Source organism: Streptomyces sp. cg35 (assembly GCF_050410835.1).
Taxonomy (GTDB): domain Bacteria; phylum Actinomycetota; class Actinomycetes; order Streptomycetales; family Streptomycetaceae; genus Streptomyces.
This window is the reverse complement of the sequence record NZ_CP191268.1, coordinates 5,187,083-5,205,112: the sequence shown is the minus strand read 5'-3', so window position 1 is coordinate 5,205,112 and position 18,030 is coordinate 5,187,083. Positions and strand designations below refer to the sequence as shown.

At 68.8% G+C, this 18,030-nt stretch carries 16 protein-coding genes; 1 reads left to right on the top strand and 15 read right to left on the bottom strand.

Translation table 11 applies throughout. The features are described from left to right. Positions 1-33: 33 nt before the first annotated feature. From nuoN to ACQUQD_RS23680, 14 genes are read right to left on the bottom strand one after another with little or no spacing between them, the layout of a single operon-like run. On the bottom strand, positions 34-1,683 hold the full coding sequence (gene nuoN / locus ACQUQD_RS23745) for an NADH-quinone oxidoreductase subunit NuoN (RefSeq protein ID WP_428954155.1): 1,650 nt from the start codon (positions 1,681-1,683) through the stop codon (positions 34-36). Between the two features lie 20 nt (positions 1,684-1,703). After that, positions 1,704-3,278, bottom strand: coding sequence for an NADH-quinone oxidoreductase subunit M (locus ACQUQD_RS23740; protein WP_428954154.1), 1,575 nt, complete (start codon positions 3,276-3,278; stop codon positions 1,704-1,706). A gap of 5 nt (positions 3,279-3,283) precedes the next feature. After that, positions 3,284-5,185 carry an NADH-quinone oxidoreductase subunit L gene (gene nuoL, locus ACQUQD_RS23735; protein ID WP_428954153.1) on the bottom strand — a complete coding sequence of 634 codons (1,902 nt, stop codon included), beginning with the start codon at positions 5,183-5,185 and terminating at the stop codon, positions 3,284-3,286. 16 nt (positions 5,186-5,201) lie between these two features. Then, positions 5,202-5,501, bottom strand: coding sequence for an NADH-quinone oxidoreductase subunit NuoK (gene nuoK, locus ACQUQD_RS23730; RefSeq protein WP_003974374.1), 300 nt, complete (start codon positions 5,499-5,501; stop codon positions 5,202-5,204). Next, entirely contained in the window at positions 5,498-6,334 is an 837-nt protein-coding gene (locus ACQUQD_RS23725) for an NADH-quinone oxidoreductase subunit J (protein ID WP_428954152.1), read from the bottom strand. The genes nuoK and ACQUQD_RS23725 overlap by 4 nt, the downstream gene beginning before the upstream one ends. Continuing rightward, positions 6,331-6,948 (bottom strand): NADH-quinone oxidoreductase subunit NuoI, encoded by a 618-nt coding sequence (gene nuoI / locus ACQUQD_RS23720; RefSeq protein WP_428954151.1) that lies wholly within the window; start codon positions 6,946-6,948, stop codon positions 6,331-6,333. The genes ACQUQD_RS23725 and nuoI overlap by 4 nt, the downstream gene beginning before the upstream one ends. Continuing rightward, positions 6,941-8,311: an NADH-quinone oxidoreductase subunit NuoH gene (nuoH, locus tag ACQUQD_RS23715; RefSeq protein WP_428957640.1), complete on the bottom strand. Its 1,371-nt coding sequence runs from the start codon at positions 8,309-8,311 to the stop codon at positions 6,941-6,943. The genes nuoI and nuoH overlap by 8 nt, the downstream gene beginning before the upstream one ends. A gap of 11 nt (positions 8,312-8,322) precedes the next feature. Further along, the gene (locus ACQUQD_RS23710; protein ID WP_428954150.1) at positions 8,323-10,821 is read right to left on the bottom strand and encodes an NADH-quinone oxidoreductase subunit G; all 2,499 of its coding nucleotides are present in this window, start codon (positions 10,819-10,821) and stop codon (positions 8,323-8,325) included. Next, the gene (gene nuoF, locus ACQUQD_RS23705) at positions 10,818-12,176 is read right to left on the bottom strand and encodes an NADH-quinone oxidoreductase subunit NuoF (protein WP_428954149.1); all 1,359 of its coding nucleotides are present in this window, start codon (positions 12,174-12,176) and stop codon (positions 10,818-10,820) included. Before nuoF ends, ACQUQD_RS23710 begins: the two co-directional genes overlap by 4 nt. Continuing rightward, positions 12,176-13,036 carry an NADH-quinone oxidoreductase subunit NuoE gene (gene nuoE / locus ACQUQD_RS23700; protein WP_428954148.1) on the bottom strand — a complete coding sequence of 287 codons (861 nt, stop codon included), beginning with the start codon at positions 13,034-13,036 and terminating at the stop codon, positions 12,176-12,178. Before nuoE ends, nuoF begins: the two co-directional genes overlap by 1 nt. Further along, on the bottom strand, positions 13,033-14,355 hold the full coding sequence (locus ACQUQD_RS23695; protein WP_428954147.1) for an NADH-quinone oxidoreductase subunit D: 1,323 nt from the start codon (positions 14,353-14,355) through the stop codon (positions 13,033-13,035). The genes nuoE and ACQUQD_RS23695 overlap by 4 nt, the downstream gene beginning before the upstream one ends. Further along, positions 14,355-15,077: an NADH-quinone oxidoreductase subunit C gene (locus tag ACQUQD_RS23690; protein ID WP_428954146.1), complete on the bottom strand. Its 723-nt coding sequence runs from the start codon at positions 15,075-15,077 to the stop codon at positions 14,355-14,357. The genes ACQUQD_RS23695 and ACQUQD_RS23690 overlap by 1 nt, the downstream gene beginning before the upstream one ends. Then, complete coding sequence (locus ACQUQD_RS23685; protein ID WP_006133126.1) at positions 15,074-15,628, bottom strand: NuoB/complex I 20 kDa subunit family protein; 555 nt, start codon at positions 15,626-15,628, stop codon at positions 15,074-15,076. Before ACQUQD_RS23685 ends, ACQUQD_RS23690 begins: the two co-directional genes overlap by 4 nt. Before the next feature lie 34 nt (positions 15,629-15,662). Next, positions 15,663-16,022 carry an NADH-quinone oxidoreductase subunit A gene (locus tag ACQUQD_RS23680; RefSeq protein ID WP_007383963.1) on the bottom strand — a complete coding sequence of 120 codons (360 nt, stop codon included), beginning with the start codon at positions 16,020-16,022 and terminating at the stop codon, positions 15,663-15,665. Positions 16,023-16,704: 682 nt separating this feature from the next. Here ACQUQD_RS23680 and ACQUQD_RS23675 point away from each other — a divergent pair. Continuing rightward, positions 16,705-17,514 carry a C40 family peptidase gene (locus ACQUQD_RS23675; RefSeq protein ID WP_428954145.1) on the top strand — a complete coding sequence of 270 codons (810 nt, stop codon included), beginning with the start codon at positions 16,705-16,707 and terminating at the stop codon, positions 17,512-17,514. Between the two features lie 146 nt (positions 17,515-17,660). On the opposite strand, the gene ACQUQD_RS23670 is transcribed toward ACQUQD_RS23675, so the two are convergent. Next, a complete protein-coding gene (locus tag ACQUQD_RS23670; RefSeq protein WP_428954144.1) occupies positions 17,661-17,987 on the bottom strand; it encodes a putative quinol monooxygenase in 327 nt (108 codons plus the stop codon). Positions 17,988-18,030: the final 43 nt, after the last annotated feature.

Sequence of the window (18,030 nt, the reverse complement as noted above, 5' to 3'; positions counted from 1 at the left end):
GAGGGGCCGGGCTTCCGTGGATCCGTATGCGGCCTACCGGACGAAGACGCTCGCCTGACCCGCCAGATCCAGGAAGTACTGCGGCGCGAGGCCGAGCACGATCGTCACCGCGACGCCCACCGCGATCGTCGTCATGGTCAGCGGCGAGGGCACGGCGACGGTCGGGCCGTCCGCCTTCGGCTCGCTGAAGAACATCAGGACGATCACGCGGATGTAGAAGAACGCGGCGATGGCCGACGACACCACACCGACCACGACGAGCGCACCCGCGCCGCCCTCGGCCGCGGCCTTGAACACCGCGAACTTCCCCGCGAACCCGGAGGTCAGCGGGATACCGGCGAAGGCGAGCAGGAAGATCGCGAAGACCGCCGCGACCAGCGGCGAGCGCCGGCCGAGCCCCGCCCACTTCGACAGGTGCGTCGCCTCGCCGCCCGCGTCGCGCACCAGCGTCACCACGGCGAAGGCGCCGATCGTGACGAAGGAGTACGCGCCCAGGTAGAAGAGGACCGACGAGACGCCGTCCGGGCTGGTGGCGATGACACCGGCCAGGATGAAGCCGGCGTGCGCGATCGACGAGTAGGCGAGGAGCCGCTTGATGTCGGTCTGTGTGATCGCGACGATCGCGCCCGCGAGCATCGTGACGATGGCGACGGCCCACATGACCGGCCGCCAGTCCCAGCGCAGCCCCGGCAGGACCACGTACAGGAGCCGGAGCAGCGCACCGAACGCCGCGACCTTCGTGGCCGCCGCCATGAAGCCGGTGACCGGCGTCGGGGCGCCCTGGTAGACGTCCGGGGTCCACATGTGGAACGGCACGGCGCCGACCTTGAACAGCAGGCCCATCACCACGAGTGCCATGCCGATGAGCAGCAGCGCGTCGTTGCCCATCGTGTCGGCGAGGGCCGGGTCGATGTTCTGCACCGAGCCGTCGGCGACGCTCGCGATGGTGGCGTACGAGACGGAGCCCGCGTAGCCGTACAGCAGCGCGATGCCGAACAGCGTGAAGGCCGAGGCGAACGCGCCGAGCAGGAAGTACTTGACCGCGGCCTCCTGCGACACGAGCCGCTTGCGGCGGGCCACGGCGCACAGCAGGTACAGCGGCAGGGAGAAGACCTCCAGGGCGATGAACAGCGTCAGCAGATCGTTCGCCGCGGGGAAGACCAGCATGCCGCCGATGGCGAAGAGCGCCAGCGGGAACACCTCGGTGGTGGTGAACCCGGCCTTCACGGCGGCCTTTTCGCTGTCGCTGCCGGGGACGGACGCGGCCTGCGCGGCGAACGAGTCGACGCGGTTGCCGTGCGCCTCCGGGTCGAGCCGCCGCTCCGCGAACGTGAAGATCGACACCAACCCGGCCAGCAGGATGGTCCCTTGGAGGAAGAGCGCCGGGCCGTCGACGGCGATCGCGCCCATGGCCGCGATGTGCGCCTTCGTCGTGCCGTACCCGCCGGCCGCCAGTGCCACGACCGCCGCGAAGGCGGCCGCGAGGGCGACGACGGACAGGAAGACCTGTACGTAGTAGCGGGACCGGCGCGGCACGAAGGCCTCGACCAGGATCCCCAGGACGGCGGCACCGATGACGATCAAGGTCGGGGACAATTGCCCGTATTCGATCTTCGGTGCGTCGATCTTGGAGATCGGATCGGCCGCCGTTGTCCACAGGCTGTGGACAGCTGGCGCGCTCACCAGATCACTCATGTGTGAACTCACTTGTGAGCCGCCTCCACTTCCGGCTTCGGGTCCTTCTTCTGGACGTCGGACATGGTGTGCTTGACCGCCGGGTTCACCAGCTCGGTGAGCGGCTTCGGGTACACACCGAGGAAGATCAGTACCCCGATCAGCGGGACCACGACCGCGAGTTCACGCACGCGCAGGTCGGCGATGCCCTCGTTCGACGGCTTCACCGGGCCGGTCATGGTGCGCTGGTAGAGGACCAGCGTGTAGAGCGCGGCCAGGACGATGCCGAAGGTCGCGATGATGCCGATCACCGGGTAGCGCGTGAACGTGCCGACCAGGACCAGGAATTCACTCACGAAGGGCGCGAGGCCCGGCAGGGACAGCGTGGCGAGACCACCGATGAGGAACGTGCCGGCGAGCACCGGCGCGACCTTCTGCACACCGCCGTAGTCCGCGATGAGGCGCGAGCCGCGCCGGGAGATCAGGAATCCGGCGACCAGCATCAACGCGGCCGTCGAAATACCGTGGTTGACCATGTAGAGCGTCGCGCCGGACTGGCCCTGGCTGGTCATCGCGAAGATGCCCAGGATGATGAAGCCGAAGTGCGAGATCGACGCGTACGCCACCAGGCGCTTGATGTCGCGCTGGCCGACCGCGAGCAGCGCTCCGTACACGATGCTGATGAGCGCCAGTACGAGAATGACCGGCGTCGCCCACTTGCTCGCCTCCGGGAACAGCTGGAGGCAGAAGCGGAGCATCGCGAAGGTGCCGACCTTGTCGACAACTGCCGTGATCAGTACGGCGACCGGGGCCGTGGCCTCGCCCATCGCGTTCGGCAGCCAGGTGTGCAGCGGCCACAGCGGGGCCTTCACCGCGAAGGCGAAGAAGAACCCGAGGAAGAGCAGCCGCTCGGTGTTGGTCGCCATGTCGAGCGAGCCGTTGGCCCGCGCGGCCGCGATCTCCTGGAGCGAGAAGTTCCCCGCGACCACGTAGAGACCGATCACGGCCGCCAGCATGATGAGACCGCCGACGAGGTTGTAGAGGAGGAACTTGACCGCGGCGTACGAACGCTGGGTCGCGGCCTCCTTCTCGCCGTGCGGGCCCGCACGGTCCCCGAAGCCGCCGATGAGGAAGTACATCGGGATGAGCATGGCTTCGAAGAAGATGTAGAAGAGGAAGACGTCGGTGGCCTCGAAGGAGATGATCACCATCGCCTCGACCAGCAGGATCAGGGCGAAGAAGCCCTGGGTCGGACGCCACCGGCTGTTGCCGGTCTCCTGCGGGTCCGCGTCGTGCCAGCCGGCCAGGATCACGAACGGGATCAGCAGCGCGGTCAGCGCGACGAGCGCGACCCCGATGCCGTCCACACCCAGCTCGTACCGGACCCCGAAGTCCGCGATCCACGCGTGGGATTCCGTGAGTTGGTAGCGGGCGCCGTCCGGATCGAAGCGGACCGCCACCACGGCCGCGACCACCAGCGTCGCGAGCGAGAAGAGCAGCGCGAGCCACTTGGCCGCGGTGCGCTGCTTCGCCGGCACGGCGGCCGTGGCGATCGCGCCCACGGCCGGAAGCACCGCCGTCGCTGTCAGCAGAGGAAAGGACATCGGTATCAGACCGCCCTCATCAGCAGGGTCGCGGCGACGATGACCGCCGCACCGCCGAACATCGAGACGGCGTACGAGCGCACGTAGCCGTTCTGGAGCTTGCGCAGCCGGCCGGAGAGGCCGCCCACGGAAGCGGCCGTCCCGTTGACCACCCCGTCGACCAGGGTGTGGTCGACGTACACCAGCGAGCGCGTGAGGTGCTCGCCGCCGCGTACGAGGACGACGTGGTTGAAGTCGTCCTGGAGCAGGTCGCGCCGGGCGGCGCGGGTGAGCAGCGAGCCGCGCGGGGCGAGCACCGGCACCTCGCGGCGCCCGTACTGGAGCCAGGCGATGGCCACACCGATCACCAGGGCCACCATGGTGGCTCCGGTGACCGCGGCCGCGCTGATCGGCGGGTGACCGTGCTCGTGGCCGGTGACCGGCTCCAGCCAGTTCAGGAAGCGGTCGCCGATCGAGAAGAACCCACCGGCGAAGACCGAGCCGACGGCGAGCACGATCATCGGGATCGTCATGGACGACGGGGACTCGTGCGGGTGCGGCTCGTGGCCTTCGGCGTCGGGCTGCCAGCGCTTCTCACCGAAGAAGGTCATGATCATCACGCGGGTCATGTAGAACGCGGTGATGGCCGCGCCGAGCAGGGCGACGGAGCCGAGGATCCAGCCTTCCGTCCCGCCCTTCGCGAACGCCGCCTCGATGATCTTGTCCTTGGAGAAGAAGCCGGACAGGCCCGGGAAGCCGATGATGGCGAGGTACCCGAGGCCGAACGTCACGAAGGTGACCGGCATGTACTTCCGCAGAGCGCCGTACTTGCGCATGTCCACCTCGTCGTTCATGCCGTGCATGACCGAACCGGCGCCGAGGAAGAGCCCGGCCTTGAAGAAGCCGTGCGTCACCAGATGCATGATCGCGAAGACGTAGCCGATGGGGCCGAGGCCCGCGGCGAGCACCATGTAGCCGATCTGCGACATCGTCGAGCCCGCGAGGGCCTTCTTGATGTCGTCCTTCGCGCAACCGACGATCGCACCGAACATCAGCGTGACCGCGCCGACGATCGTGACGACGAGCTGCGCGTCGGGCGCCGCGTTGAAGATCGCGCCGGAGCGGACGATCAGGTAGACACCCGCGGTCACCATGGTCGCGGCGTGGATGAGGGCCGAGACCGGGGTCGGGCCCTCCATCGCGTCGCCGAGCCAGGACTGCAGCGGCACCTGCGCCGACTTGCCGCACGCGGCGAGCAGCAGCATCAGGCCGATCGCGGTGAGCTTGCCCTCGGAGGTGTCACCGACGCTGTCGAGCACCGGCTTGAAGGCGAACGTGCCGAACGTCGTGAACATCAGCATGATCGCGATCGACAGGCCCATGTCGCCGACGCGGTTGACCAGGAACGCCTTCTTCGCGGCGGTGGCCGCGCTCGGCTTGTGCTGCCAGAAGCCGATGAGGAGGTACGAGGCGAGGCCCACGCCTTCCCAGCCGACGTACAGCAGCAGGTAGTTGTCGGCGATGACCAGCAGGAGCATCGCCGCGACGAACAGGTTCAGGTAGCCGAAGAAGCGGCGGCGCCGCTCGTCGTGCTCCATGTACCCGATCGAGTAGATGTGGATCAGCGTGCCGACACCGGAGATCAGCAGCACGAACGTCATCGACAGCTGGTCCAGCTGGAAGGCGACGTCCGCCTGGAAGCCCTCGACGGGGATCCAGCTGAACAGGTACTGGCTGAACGTGCGGTCCTCCGGGCTCTTGCCGAGCATGTCGGAGAAGAGCACGAGGGCGATCACGAAGGAGACGGCCGCGAGCAGCGTGCCGAGCAGATGCCCCACCCGGTCCAACGCCCGCCCGCCGCACAGCAGTACGGCCGCTCCGAGCAGGGGCGCCGCTACCAGCAGCGCAATCAAGTTCTCTGCATTCATGGTGGTTCGCGACCCCTTACAGCTTCATCAGGCTGGCGTCGTCGACCGAGGCCGAGTGGCGGGAACGGAACAGCGACACGATGATCGCGAGCCCGACCACGACCTCCGCGGCGGCGACGACCATCGTGAAGAACGCGATGATCTGGCCGTCGAGATTGCCGTGCATCCGGGAGAACGCGACGAACGCGAGGTTGCACGCGTTCAGCATCAGCTCGATGCACATGAACACCACGATCGCGTTCCGCCTGATGAGCACGCCGGTGGCACCGATCGTGAACAACAGGGCGGCGAGATACAGGTAGTTGACCGGGTTCACTTCGACGCCTCCTCTGCCTGCGCAGCGTGGTCGAGGTCCGTGCGCTCCAGGCGCTCGGCGGAACGCTGCTCCAGGGCCTTGAGGTCGTTCAGCGCCTCACCGGAGACGTCCCGGATCTGGCCGCGCTCGCGCAGCGTCTGCATCACCGTGAGCTCCGAGGGGGTGCCGTCGGGCAGCAGGCCGGCGATGTCCACCGCGTTGTGCCGGGCGTAGACGCCGGGGGCGGGCAGCGGCGGCAGGTGCTTGCCCTCGCGCACCCGCTGCTCGGCGAGCTCCCGCTGGGTCTTGGCCCGCTCGGTGCGCTCGCGGTGCGTGAGCACCATGGCGCCGATGGCGGCCGTGATCAGCAGGGCGCCGGTGATCTCGAAGGCGAAGACGTACTTGGTGAAGATCAGGGTCGCCAGGCCCTCGACGTTCCCGTTCGCGTTCGCCTTGCCGAGGCCGTTGAACTGCTTCAGCGACGCGTTCCCGATCCCCGCGATCAGCAGGACCCCGAAGCCGAGCCCGCACAGGGCGGCCAGCCAGCGCTGCCCCTTGATGGTCTCCTTCAGGGAGTCCGCCGCGGTGACGCCGACGAGCATGACCACGAACAGGAAGAGCATCATGATCGCGCCCGTGTAGACGACGATCTGCACGATGCCCAGGAAGTACGCCCCGTTGGCCAGGTAGAACACCGCGAGGATGATCATGGTCCCGGCCAGGCACAGGGCACTGTGCACGGCCTTCTTCATCAGGATCGTGCACAGCGCGCCGATGACGGCGACCGTGCCGAGGACCCAGAACTGGAACGCCTCACCGGTGGAGGTGGAGTAGGCGGCGAGCTGCGCGCTCATGCCTCCACCTCCTCGGCCTCGACGGCCTCCGAGGGCTTCTCGCCCTTGGAGACGGCCACTTGGCGCTCGGTGCCCGGCGCGGCCTCCGTGACGAGACCCCGGTAGTAGTCCTGCTCGTCCATGCCCGGGAAGATCGAGTGCGGGCTGTCGACCATGCCCTCGTCGAGGCCGGCGAGCAGCTGCTCCTTGGTGTAGATCAGGTTGGCGCGGCTGCTGTCGGCCAGCTCGAACTCGTTCGTCATCGTGAGCGCGCGCGTGGGGCACGCCTCGATGCACAGGCCGCACAGGATGCAGCGGGCGTAGTTGATCTGGTAGACGCGGCCGTAGCGCTCACCCGGGGAGTAGCGCTCCTCCTCGGTGTTGTCCGCGCCCTCCACGTAGATGGCGTCCGCCGGGCAGGCCCAGGCGCACAGCTCGCAGCCGACGCACTTCTCCAGGCCGTCCGGATGGCGGTTGAGCTGGTGCCTGCCGTGGAAGCGGGGAGCGGTGGTCTTCTGCTCCTCCGGGTACTGCTCGGTCAGCCGCTTCTTGAACATGGCCTTGAAGGTCACGCCGAAGCCGGCGACGGGGTTCATGAACCCGGGCTTGGTGTCCTTCTCGTTCTCGTCAGCCATCGGACGCCTCCTTTCCGTCACGAGATCCGCCAAGTGATTCGTCACTCGCAGTATCGGGGCCACCACTGACAATCAACTCCCGCTCATGGCGCGGGCGTCGGCGCGGCACGGGCTGCAGCGTCTGTCCGGGCAGCGGCGGCACGGGGAATCCGCCCGCCATCGGGTCGAAGGCGGCCGGTTCGTCCGCCGCGCCCTGCTTGGCCCCCCGGTCGCGGAAGATGTCCACGACGAACGACAGCAGCAGGAGCACGAGGATGGCGCCGCCGACGTACAGGGCGATGGTGGCGAAGTCGTAGTTCTCGTTGCGCAGGGTCCGCACCGTCGCCACGAGCATCAGCCACACCACGGAGACCGGGATGAGGACCTTCCAGCCGAGCTTCATCAGCTGGTCGTAGCGCACCCGCGGCAGCGTGCCGCGCAGCCAGATGAAGAAGAACAGCAGCAGCTGGACCTTGACGACGAACCAGAGCAGCGGCCACCAGCCGTGGTTCGCGCCCTCCCAGAACGTGGAGATCGGCCACGGTGCGCGCCAGCCGCCCAGGAAGAGCGTCACGGACACCGCCGAGACCGTCACCATGTTCACGTACTCGGCGAGCATGAACATCGCGAACTTGATCGACGAGTACTCGGTGTTGAAGCCGCCGACGAGGTCGCCCTCGGACTCCGGCATGTCGAACGGAGCGCGGTTCGTCTCCCCGACCATCGTCACGATGTAGATCAGGAACGAGACCGGCAGCAGCACGATGTACCAGCGGTCGTGCTGCTGGGCGACGATCTCCGACGTCGACATCGAGCCCGAGTACAGGAACACCGAGGCGAACGCGGCGCCCATCGCGATCTCGTACGAGATCATCTGCGCGCAGGACCGCAGACCGCCGAGCAGCGGGTACGTGGAGCCGGACGACCAGCCGGCCAGCACGATGCCGTAGATGCCGACGGAGGCGACCGCGAGGATGTAGAGCATCGCGATCGGCAGGTCCGTCAGCTGCATCGCCGTACGGTGGCCGAAGATCGAGATCTCGTTGCCGGACGGGCCGAACGGGATCACGGCGATCGCCATGAAGGCGGGGATCGCGGCGACGATCGGCGCAAGGATGTAGACCACCTTGTCCGCGCGCTTGACGATCACGTCTTCCTTGAGCATCAGCTTGATGCCGTCGGCGAGCGACTGGAGCATGCCCCAGGGGCCGTGCCGGTTCGGGCCGATGCGCAGCTGCATCCAGGCGACGACCTTGCGCTCCCACACGATGGAGAACAGCACGGTCACCATCAGGAAGGCGAAGCAGAACACCGCCTTGATGAGGACCAGCCACCACGGGTCGGTACCGAACATCGACAGGTCTTCGAGTGCCACTGGGCTCAGTGCCGTGGGGCTCATGACTGCACCTCCGGGGCCTCGGCGGCGGCCGGGCCGATCTTCACCAGGTCGCCGGGGACGGCACCGGTGTCCGAAGCGACGCCCCCGCCCGCGGAGTTGAGCGGCAGCCACACCACGCGGTCCGGCATCTGCGTCACCTGGAGCGGCAGCGCGATCGCGCCCGCGGGCCCGGTGACGGCCAGCACGTCGCCGTGCTTGACCCCCACCTCGGCGGCCGTGGCCGCGGACACGCGCGCGTGGGCGGTGTGCCGCGTCCCGGCGAGCGCGTCGTCGCCGTCCTGGAGACGGCCCTGGTCGAGCAGCAGCCGGTGTCCGGCGAGCACGGCCTCACCGGAGGCCGGGCGCGGCAACTGCGCGCCCGTCTCCAGCGGTTCGGTCGCGTGCGGCCCGTCCCAGTTGCCCAGGCGGTCCAGCTCCCCGCGCGCGGCGCGCAGATCGGGCAGCCCCAGGTGGACGTCCATGGCGTCGGCCAGCATCTGCAGCACCCGCCCGTCGGTCGGGGCGACGCGGCGCGTCATCTGGTCGGGCTTGAGCGCGGCCTCGAACATCCGGGCCCGGCCCTCCCAGTTGAGGAACGTGCCCGCCTTCTCGGCGACCGCGGCCACCGGAAGCACGACGTCCGCGTGCTCGGTGACCTCGCTGGGCCGCTGCTCCAGGGAGACCAGGAACCCGACCTCGTGAAGCGCTTCACGCGCGCGTGCCGGGTTCGGCAGGTCGGCGACCTCGACGCCCGCGACGACGAGGGCCTGCAGCTCGCCGGTGACGGCGGACTCCACGATCTGGCCGGTGTCCCGCCCGTGACGGTGCGGCAGCGCGGCCACACCCCAGGCGGCGGCGACCTCGTCCCGCGCGCGCGGGTCGGTGGCCGGACGTCCGCCCGGCAGCAGCGACGGCAGCGCGCCGGCCTCGATCGCGCCGCGCTCACCGGCGCGGCGCGGGATCCACACCAGCTCGGCGCCGGTCGCGGACGCGGCCCGTACGGCCGCGGTGAGTCCGCCCGCGACGGCCGCGAGCCGTTCGCCGACGACGAGCACGGCGCCCTCGGTGCGCAGCGCCTCCGCCGCGACCGCTCCGCCGTCCTCCAGGCCGACGCCGGAGGCGAGCGCGTCCAGCCACTCGGGCTCGGTGCCGGGCGCGGCGGGCAGCAGCGTGCCGCCCGCCTTCTCCAGGCCGCGCGTCGCGTGCGTGGCGAGCGAGAAGACCCGCTGGCCGTGTCCCCGCCAGGCCTTGCGGAGCTTGAGGAAGACGCCGGGCGCCTCCTCCTCCGACTCGAAGCCGACCAGAAGGACCGCGGGGGCCTTCTCCAGCTTCTTGTACGTGACTCCGCTGCCGTCCAGATCACGGCCGCGGCCCGCGACGCGCGCGGCGAGGAAGTCGGCCTCCTCACCGCTGTGCACGCGCGCGCGGAAGTCGATGTCGTTCGTGTCGAGGGCGACGCGCGTGAACTTGCTGTACGCGTAGGCGTCCTCGACGGTCAGCCGGCCTCCGGTGAGGACACCGGCCCGGCCGCGCGCCGCGCCGAGCCCGCGCGCGGCGGTCTCCAGGGCCTCGGGCCAGGACGCGGGCCGCAGTTCGCCGGAGTCGGCGTCACGGACCAGGGGCGTCGTCAGCCGGTCCGGCTTCTGCGCGTACCGGAAGCCGAACCTGCCCTTGTCGCAGATCCACTCCTCGTTGACCTCGGGGTCGTTGGCCGCGAGGCGGCGCATGACCTTGCCGCGCCGGTGGTCGGTGCGCGTCGCGCAGCCGCCGGAGCAGTGCTCGCACACCGACGGCGACGAGACGAGGTCGAAGGGGCGGGAGCGGAACCGGTACGCCGCCGAGGTGAGCGCGCCCACCGGGCAGATCTGGATGGTGTTCCCGGAGAAGTACGACTCGAAGGGGTCGCCCTCGCCCGTACCGACCTGCTGGAGCGCGCCGCGCTCGATCAGCTCGATCATCGGGTCGCCCGCGATCTGGTTCGAGAACCGGGTGCAGCGCGCGCACAGCACGCACCGCTCACGGTCGAGCAGCACCTGCGTGGAGATCGGCACCGGCTTCTCGTAGGTGCGCTTCTTGCCCTCGAAGCGCGAGTCGGCCTGTCCGTGCGACATGGCCTGGTTCTGCAGCGGACACTCGCCGCCCTTGTCGCAGACCGGGCAGTCCAGCGGGTGGTTGATGAGCAGCAGCTCCATCACGCCGCGTTGCGCCTTCTCGGCGACGGGCGAGGAGAGCTGGCTCTTGACCACCATGCCGTCGGTGCAGGTGATGGTGCAGGACGCCATCGGCTTGCGCTGGCCCTCCACCTCCACGATGCACTGGCGGCAGGCGCCGGCCGGGTCGAGGAGCGGGTGGTCGCAGAAGCGGGGGATCTCGATCCCCAGCAACTCGGCGGCCCGGATGACGAGCGTCCCCTTGGGGACGCTGATCTCGATGCCGTCGATGGTGAGGGTGACCAGGTCCTCCGGCGGAACCGCCGCCTCGCCGCCCCCGGAGGGAGCGCTGGTGGTCACAGTCATGCGTTCACCTCCGTGCGGTGCTGATCGGCCCACACCGTGGCGCGGGCCGGATCGAAGGGGCAGCCCTTGCCCGTGATGTGCTGCTCGTACTCCTCGCGGAAGTACTTGAGCGAGGAGAAGATCGGCGAGGCGGCGCCGTCGCCGAGGGCGCAGAACGACTTGCCGTTGATGTTGTCGGCGATGTCGTTCAGCTTGTCGAGGTCCTCCATGGCGCCCTTGCCGGCCTCGATGTCGCGCAGCAACTGCACGAGCCAGTACGTCCCTTCGCGGCACGGCGTGCACTTGCCGCAGGACTCGTGGGCGTAGAACTCGGTCCACCGCGTGACCGCCCGCACCACGCAGGTCGTCTCGTCGAAGCACTGCAGCGCCTTGGTGCCGAGCATCGATCCGGCGGCGCCGACACCCTCGTAGTCGAGGGGCACGTCGAGGTGCTCGTCGGTGAACATCGGCGTCGAACTGCCGCCGGGCGTCCAGAACTTGAGCCGGTGGCCGGGGCGGATGCCGCCGCTCATGTCGAGCAGCTGGCGCAGCGTGATGCCGAGCGGGGCCTCGTACTGTCCGGGCGAGGCGACGTGGCCGCTGAGCGAGTACAGCGTGAAGCCCGGGGACTTCTCGCTGCCCATCGACTTGAACCAGTCCTTGCCGCGATTCAGGATCGCGGGAACCGACGCGATGGACTCGACGTTGTTCACGACAGTGGGGCACGCGTAGAGGCCCGCGACCGCCGGGAAGGGAGGACGCAGTCGCGGCTGGCCACGACGGCCCTCGAGCGAGTCCAGGAGTGCGGTCTCCTCACCACAGATGTACGCGCCTGCGCCGGCGTGCACGGTGAGTTCAAGGTTGAGACCGGACCCGAGGACGTTCTGCCCGAGGTACCCCGCGGCGTAGGCCTCGCGCACGGCCTCGTGCAAGCGCCGCAGTACGGGGACCACTTCACCGCGCAAGTAGATGAACGCGTGCTCCGAACGGATCGCGTAACACGCGATCACGATGCCCTCGATGAGGCTGTGCGGGTTCGCGAAGAGGAGCGGGATGTCCTTGCAGGTCCCCGGCTCCGATTCGTCGGCGTTGACAACAAGATAGTGAGGCTTGCCGTCTCCCTGCGGGATGAACTGCCACTTCATCCCGGTCGGGAACCCGGCACCACCACGCCCGCGGAGCCCCGCGTCCTTCACATACGCGATCAGGTCGTCCGGCGACATCGCGAGGGCCTTGCGCAGCCCCTCGTACCCCTCATGCCGGCGATACACATCCAAAGACCAGGACTTGTCCTCGTCCCAGAAGGCCGACAGGACCGGTGAGAGCAGCTTCTCCGGGCTGGTGTCGTTGTTGTCGATCTCGGCTGCCAAGGTCATCACTCCCCCTCCTCGGCGGCGGGACCGGCTGGGTGGTCCGGGTCCGAGGCCGATGTGTCCTGCGGCGCGTCGTGCGAACTGAGGTGCTCGGCGGGCGACGGGTCGTGGGGCTGTGCGCCCTCGGCCCCCGCCGCGCGCGGGTGGACCACGCGCGCGGGCGAGGTCTCGCCCTTGGCCAGGCGCAGCCCGATCAGGGAGGCCGGGCCCGCGCTGCCGCTCGCCTCGACGGCGCCCTCGCGCTCGTCGGGGAAGCCGGCCAGGATCCGCGCGGTCTCCTTGAAGGTGCACAGCGGGGCGCCGCGGGTGGGTGACACCTGCGCTCCCGCGCGCAGGTCGTCGACGAGCCGCGTGGCGGACTCGGGCGTCTGGTTGTCGAAGAACTCCCAGTTGACCATCACGACGGGGGCGAAGTCGCAGGCCGCGTTGCACTCGATGTGCTCCAGCGTGACCTTGCCGTCGTCCGTGGTGCCGTTGTTGCCGACGCCGAGGTGCTCCTGGAGCGTCTCGAAGATGGCGTCGCCGCCCATGACGGCGCACAGCGTGTTGGTGCAGACGCCGACCTGGTAGTCGCCGCTCGGCTTCCTTCGGTACATCGTGTAGAAGGTCGCGACGGCGGTGACCTCGGCCGTGGTCAGGTCGAGCATGTCCGCGCAGAACTGCATGCCGGTGCGCGTGACATGCCCCTCCTCCGCCTGCACGAGGTGCAGCATCGGCAGGAGCGCCGAGCGGGAGTCGGGGTAGCGGGCGATGATCTCGCGCGCGTCCGCCGCCAGACGGGCCCGGACATCGTCCGGGTAACCGGGCGCGGGCAGTTGGGGCATGCCCAGGCTGACGCCCTGCTCCGAAGAACTGGTGGTCACCGGTCGACGCCTCCCATCACGGGGTCGATGGACGCGACAGCGACGATGACGTCGGCGACCTGGCCGCCCTCGCACATCGCGGCCATCGCCTGCAGGTTGGTGAAGGACGGGTCACGGAAGTGGACCCGGAAGGGGCGGGTGCCGCCGTCGGACACGGCGTGCACACCGAGCTCCCCCTTGGGCGACTCCACGGCGGCGTACGCCTGTCCCGGCGGGACGCGGAAGCCCTCGGTCACCAGCTTGAAGTGGTGGATGAGGGCCTCCATGGAGGTGCCCATGATGTTCTTGATGTGGTCGAGCGAGTTGCCGAGACCGTCCGGCCCGAGGGCCAGCTGCGCGGGCCAGGCGATCTTCTTGTCGCCGACCATGACCGGGCCCGGCTCCAGCCGGTCCAGGCACTGCTCGACGATCCGCACCGACTGGCGCATCTCCTCCAGGCGGATCAGGAAGCGCCCGTAGGAGTCGCAGGTGTCGGCGGTCGGGATCTCGAAGTCGTAGTTCTCGTATCCGCAGTACGGCTGCGCCTTGCGCAGGTCGTGCGGCAGACCGGCGGAGCGCAGGATCGGCCCGGTGGCGCCGAGGGCCATGCAGCCCGCGAGGTCGAGGTAGCCGACGTCCTGCATGCGGGCCTTGAAGATGGGGTTCCCGGTGGCGAGCTTGTCGTACTCGGGAAGGTTCTTCTTCATCTTCTTCACGAACTCGCGCAGCTGGTCCACCGCGCCGGGCGGCAGGTCCTGGGCGAGTCCGCCGGGCCGGATGTACGCGTGGTTCATCCGCAGGCCGGTGATCAACTCGTAGATATCGAGAATGAGTTCACGATCACGAAAGCCGTAGATCATGATCGTGGTCGCGCCGAGCTCCATGCCGCCGGTGGCGATCGCCACCAGGTGCGAGGACATCCGGTTCAGCTCCATCAGGAGGACCCGGATGATGCTGGCGCGGTCGGGGATGTCGTTCTCGATGCCGAGGAGCTTCTCGACGGCGAGGCAGTACGCCGCCTCGTTGTAGAACGGCGTCAGGTAGTCCATGCGCGTCACGAACGTGGTGCCCTGCGTCCACGTGCGGTACTCGAGGTTCTTCTCGATACCGGTGTGCAGATAACCGATTCCGCAGCGCGCCTCGGTGACCGTCTCGCCGTCGATCTCCAGGATCAGGCGCAGCACGCCGTGCGTGGACGGGTGCTGGGGCCCCATGTTGACGATGATGCGCTCGTCGTCGGACTTCACCGCGGACTGGACGACCTCGTCCCAGTCGCCACCGGTGACCGTGTACACGGTGCCTTCGGTGGTCGCGCGCGGAGTTGCGTGGGGAGTAGTCATCAGCTGTACGACCTCCGCTGGTCCGGAGCCGGGATCTGGGCGCCCTTGTACTCGACGGCGATGCCGCCGAGGGGATAGTCCTTGCGCTGCGGGAAGCCCTGCCAGTCGTCCGGCATCATGATCCGCGTCAGCGCGGGGTGACCGTCGAAGACGATGCCGAAGAAGTCGTACGCCTCGCGCTCGTGCCAGTCGTTCGTCGGGTACACGGCGACCAGGGACGGGACGTGCGGGTCCGCGTCCGGCATCGAGACCTCCAGGCGGATCAGCCGGTTGTGGGTGATCGACCGCAGGTGGTAGACGGCGTGCAGCTCGCGGCCCTTGTCGCCGGGGTAGTTCACACCGGAGACGCCGGTGCACAGCTCGAACCGCAGGGCCGGGTCGTCGCGCAGCGTCCGGGCCACCCGGACCAGGTACTCGCGCTCGATGTGGAAGGTGATCTCGTCGCGGTCGACGACCGTCCTGTCGATGGCGTTGCCGGGGACCAGGCCCTGTTCCTCCAGGGCGCCCTCCAGCTCGTCGGCGACCTCGTCGAACCAGCCGCCGTAGGGGCGGGCGGTCTCGCCGGGCAGCCGGACCGAGCGGACGAGTCCGCCGTAGCCGGAGGTGTCGCCGCCGTTGTCGGCGCCGAACATGCCGCGCTGGACGCGGATCTCCTCGCCCGCCCCGCCCCGTTGTTCCGGCAGTCCCGCACCGCCGGACCCGTTCAACTGCTCGTCACTCACCGAAGCAGCCCCTTCATCTCGATCGTCGGGAGCGCCTTGAGCGCCGCTTCCTCCGCCTCACGGGCCGCCTCCTCGGCGTTCACGCCGAGCTTGGAGGACTGGATCTTCTGATGGAGCTTGAGAATCGCGTCCATCAGCATCTCGGGCCGGGGCGGACAGCCGGGCAGATAGATGTCGACCGGGACGACGTGGTCGACGCCCTGCACGATCGCGTAGTTGTTGAACATCCCGCCGGACGAGGCGCAGACACCCATGGAGATGACCCACTTGGGGTTGGGCATCTGGTCGTAGACCTGCCGCAGGACGGGCGCCATCTTCTGGCTCACCCGGCCCGCGACGATCATCAGGTCCGCCTGGCGGGGCGACCCGCGGAACACCTCCATGCCGAACCGCGCCAGGTCGTAGCGCCCCGCGCCCGTCGTCATCATCTCGATGGCGCAGCACGCGAGTCCGAACGTGGCCGGAAAGACGGATGACTTGCGCACCCAGCCGGCGGCCTGCTCGACGGTGGTCAGAAGGAATCCGCTCGGCAGCTTTTCTTCGAGTCCCATTGGTCTGTGGCTCCCGGTCTCCCCTATACGGGGCTCAGTCCCATTCCAGGCCGCCGCGCCGCCATACGTACGCGTACGCGACGAAGACGGTGAGCACGAAGAGCAGCATCTCCACGAGCCCGAACACCCCCAGGGCGTCGAACGTGACGGCCCAGGGGTAGAGGAAGACGATCTCGATGTCGAAGACGATGAAGAGCATCGCCGTCAGGTAGTACTTGATGGGGAAGCGCCCGCCGCCGGCCGGCGTGGGGGTCGGCTCGATGCCGCACTCGTACGCTTCGAGCTTGGCCCGGTTGTACCGCTTTGGACCGATAAGCGTGGCCATGACCACGGAGAAGATCGCAAAGCCTGCCCCGAGGGCTCCCAGTACGAGGATGGGCGCATACGCGTTCACCGCTCCTCGCTCCTCTCAGTCGGCGCTGACTGCTGGCGGTTGCACGGGCTCGCGGCCCACTCCCCCTGCAAACGGTCGAAGATCGCTTACATGTGAAGCAGGTCACAAGCCCAACTTGCCCCGCATCCTATGCCCGGTGCTCTGTGATCTGCGACACGGGGTACGCCAACTACTTTGTGATCTCCACCACCTGACGAAGGATCATGAAGTCGGATGAGCGGTGATCTTCACACGCGAAGCACCTGAGTGATCACCAGAGGTGACAACTTGCCTCGTCATCGCTGGTAGAGGGCTCGTCGCACTATCAAGAGGTGCACTTCGCAAGCAAATTGGCGCTGGACACGGGTGGCTGATAGTGGACCCTGTTCACACATCAGGGGGAGCGGTGTGGACGGATGTGGACGCGACGGCTCCCCCTAGGGGGTTGATGTGACCTGCGTCACGGGTCAAGTAACGTCCCGGAAACCGGGCTTGGCCAACGGTGTCAACGAGTGGTAGGCGTCGGGCAATTCGGGCGTATTGCGGAAACACCGTGATCACAGCCTCGATCAAGGTTGTCCGGATTGCCCCTTACGGCGTCAATAAGGGCCGCCGCGCCCGGGATTCACGCCACGACTACACAACTGTGGCGCACCACACGTTTCTTGATGGGAACCGTGAAGCCCTGATACCGGTTGTTCTCATGTCCCACACCGCTCACATACCCAGCCACCGGAAGCCCCGCCGCAGCGCCTCGAAGATGGCCCTGCGCGCCGGAGTTACCGGTGGCGTCCTCAGCACCCTCGCCGTGGCTGGTGCGTCCGGTGCGGCGAGCGCTGCCGAGCCGGTCACCCAGACCATCGAGCTCCCCACGCTCACCACCGACCTGTCCTCGCAGGTCGCCCAGTCCGCGGACGCCACCCAGCAGGCCGCGGCCAACTACCAGCTCCAGGCCGAGCGTGACGAGGCCTTCGCCAAGGCCGCCGACCAGGCCAAGAAGGACCAGGTCAAGGCGGAGAAGAAGGCGGAGGCCAAGAAGAAGGCCGAGGCCGCCGCCAAGGCGAAGGCCGAGCGCGAGGCCGCCGCGCAGGCCGCCTCCCGCTCCAGCGAGCGCACGACGCTGTCCACCGCCTCCACGACCGCGGCCGCCCCGGCCAGCGGCTCCGTCGGCGCCGTGGTCAGCTTCCTGAAGGCCCAGCTCGGCGACGCGTACGTGATGGGCGGCACGGGCCCCAGCTCCTGGGACTGCTCCGGCCTCGTCCAGGCCGCGTTCAAGCAGGCCGGCGTGGACCTGCCGCGCACCTCGCAGGCCCAGTCGACCGCCGGTACCGCGGTCTCCCTGTCCAGCGTCCAGGTCGGCGACATCCTCTACTGGGGCGGCGCGGGCTCGGCGTACCACGTCGGCGTCTACATCGGTAACGGCCAGTACCTGGACGCCGCCAACCCCTCCAAGGGCGTTGTCATCCAGGACCTGTCCGGCTACCCGGCGAGCGGCGCGGTCCGCGTCCTGTGACGTCCCCGCACGCCTGAGGGTCTCCCTCTTCTGACACACGAAGGCCGCCGCACCCCGAGGGGTGCGGCGGCCTTCGTGTGTCGTCCGCGCGGCGTCAGGCGGCCCTGCCGACGTTGCCCGCAGGCGCGTCACAGGGGCATCACAGCTCAGCCCTGCGGGGCGAGCTCCCCCATCGGGCCCCAGCCCTCGTTCGGGATGTCGGCGTTGATGATCTCGGGGGTGGTGGCGATCAGCGGCGCCATGGCGGCGAGCCCGGCCTTGAAGTGGTCGGACCCGACGTGCGCGGCGCCGGCGTCGCCGTCCCGGAACCCTTCGAGCAGCACGAACTGGTTCGGGTCCTCGACACTGCGCGACCAGTCGAAGAAGAGGTTGCCCTCCTCGGCGCGGGTCGCGGCGGTGAACGCGGCGGTCTTCTCCAGCCAGGAGTCGGCGTGCTCGGGGCGGGCGGTGAACTTCACGGCGATGAAAATCATGGCTCCACCCTGCCCGCGGCCGGGCGCCCCGGCCAAATCGGAC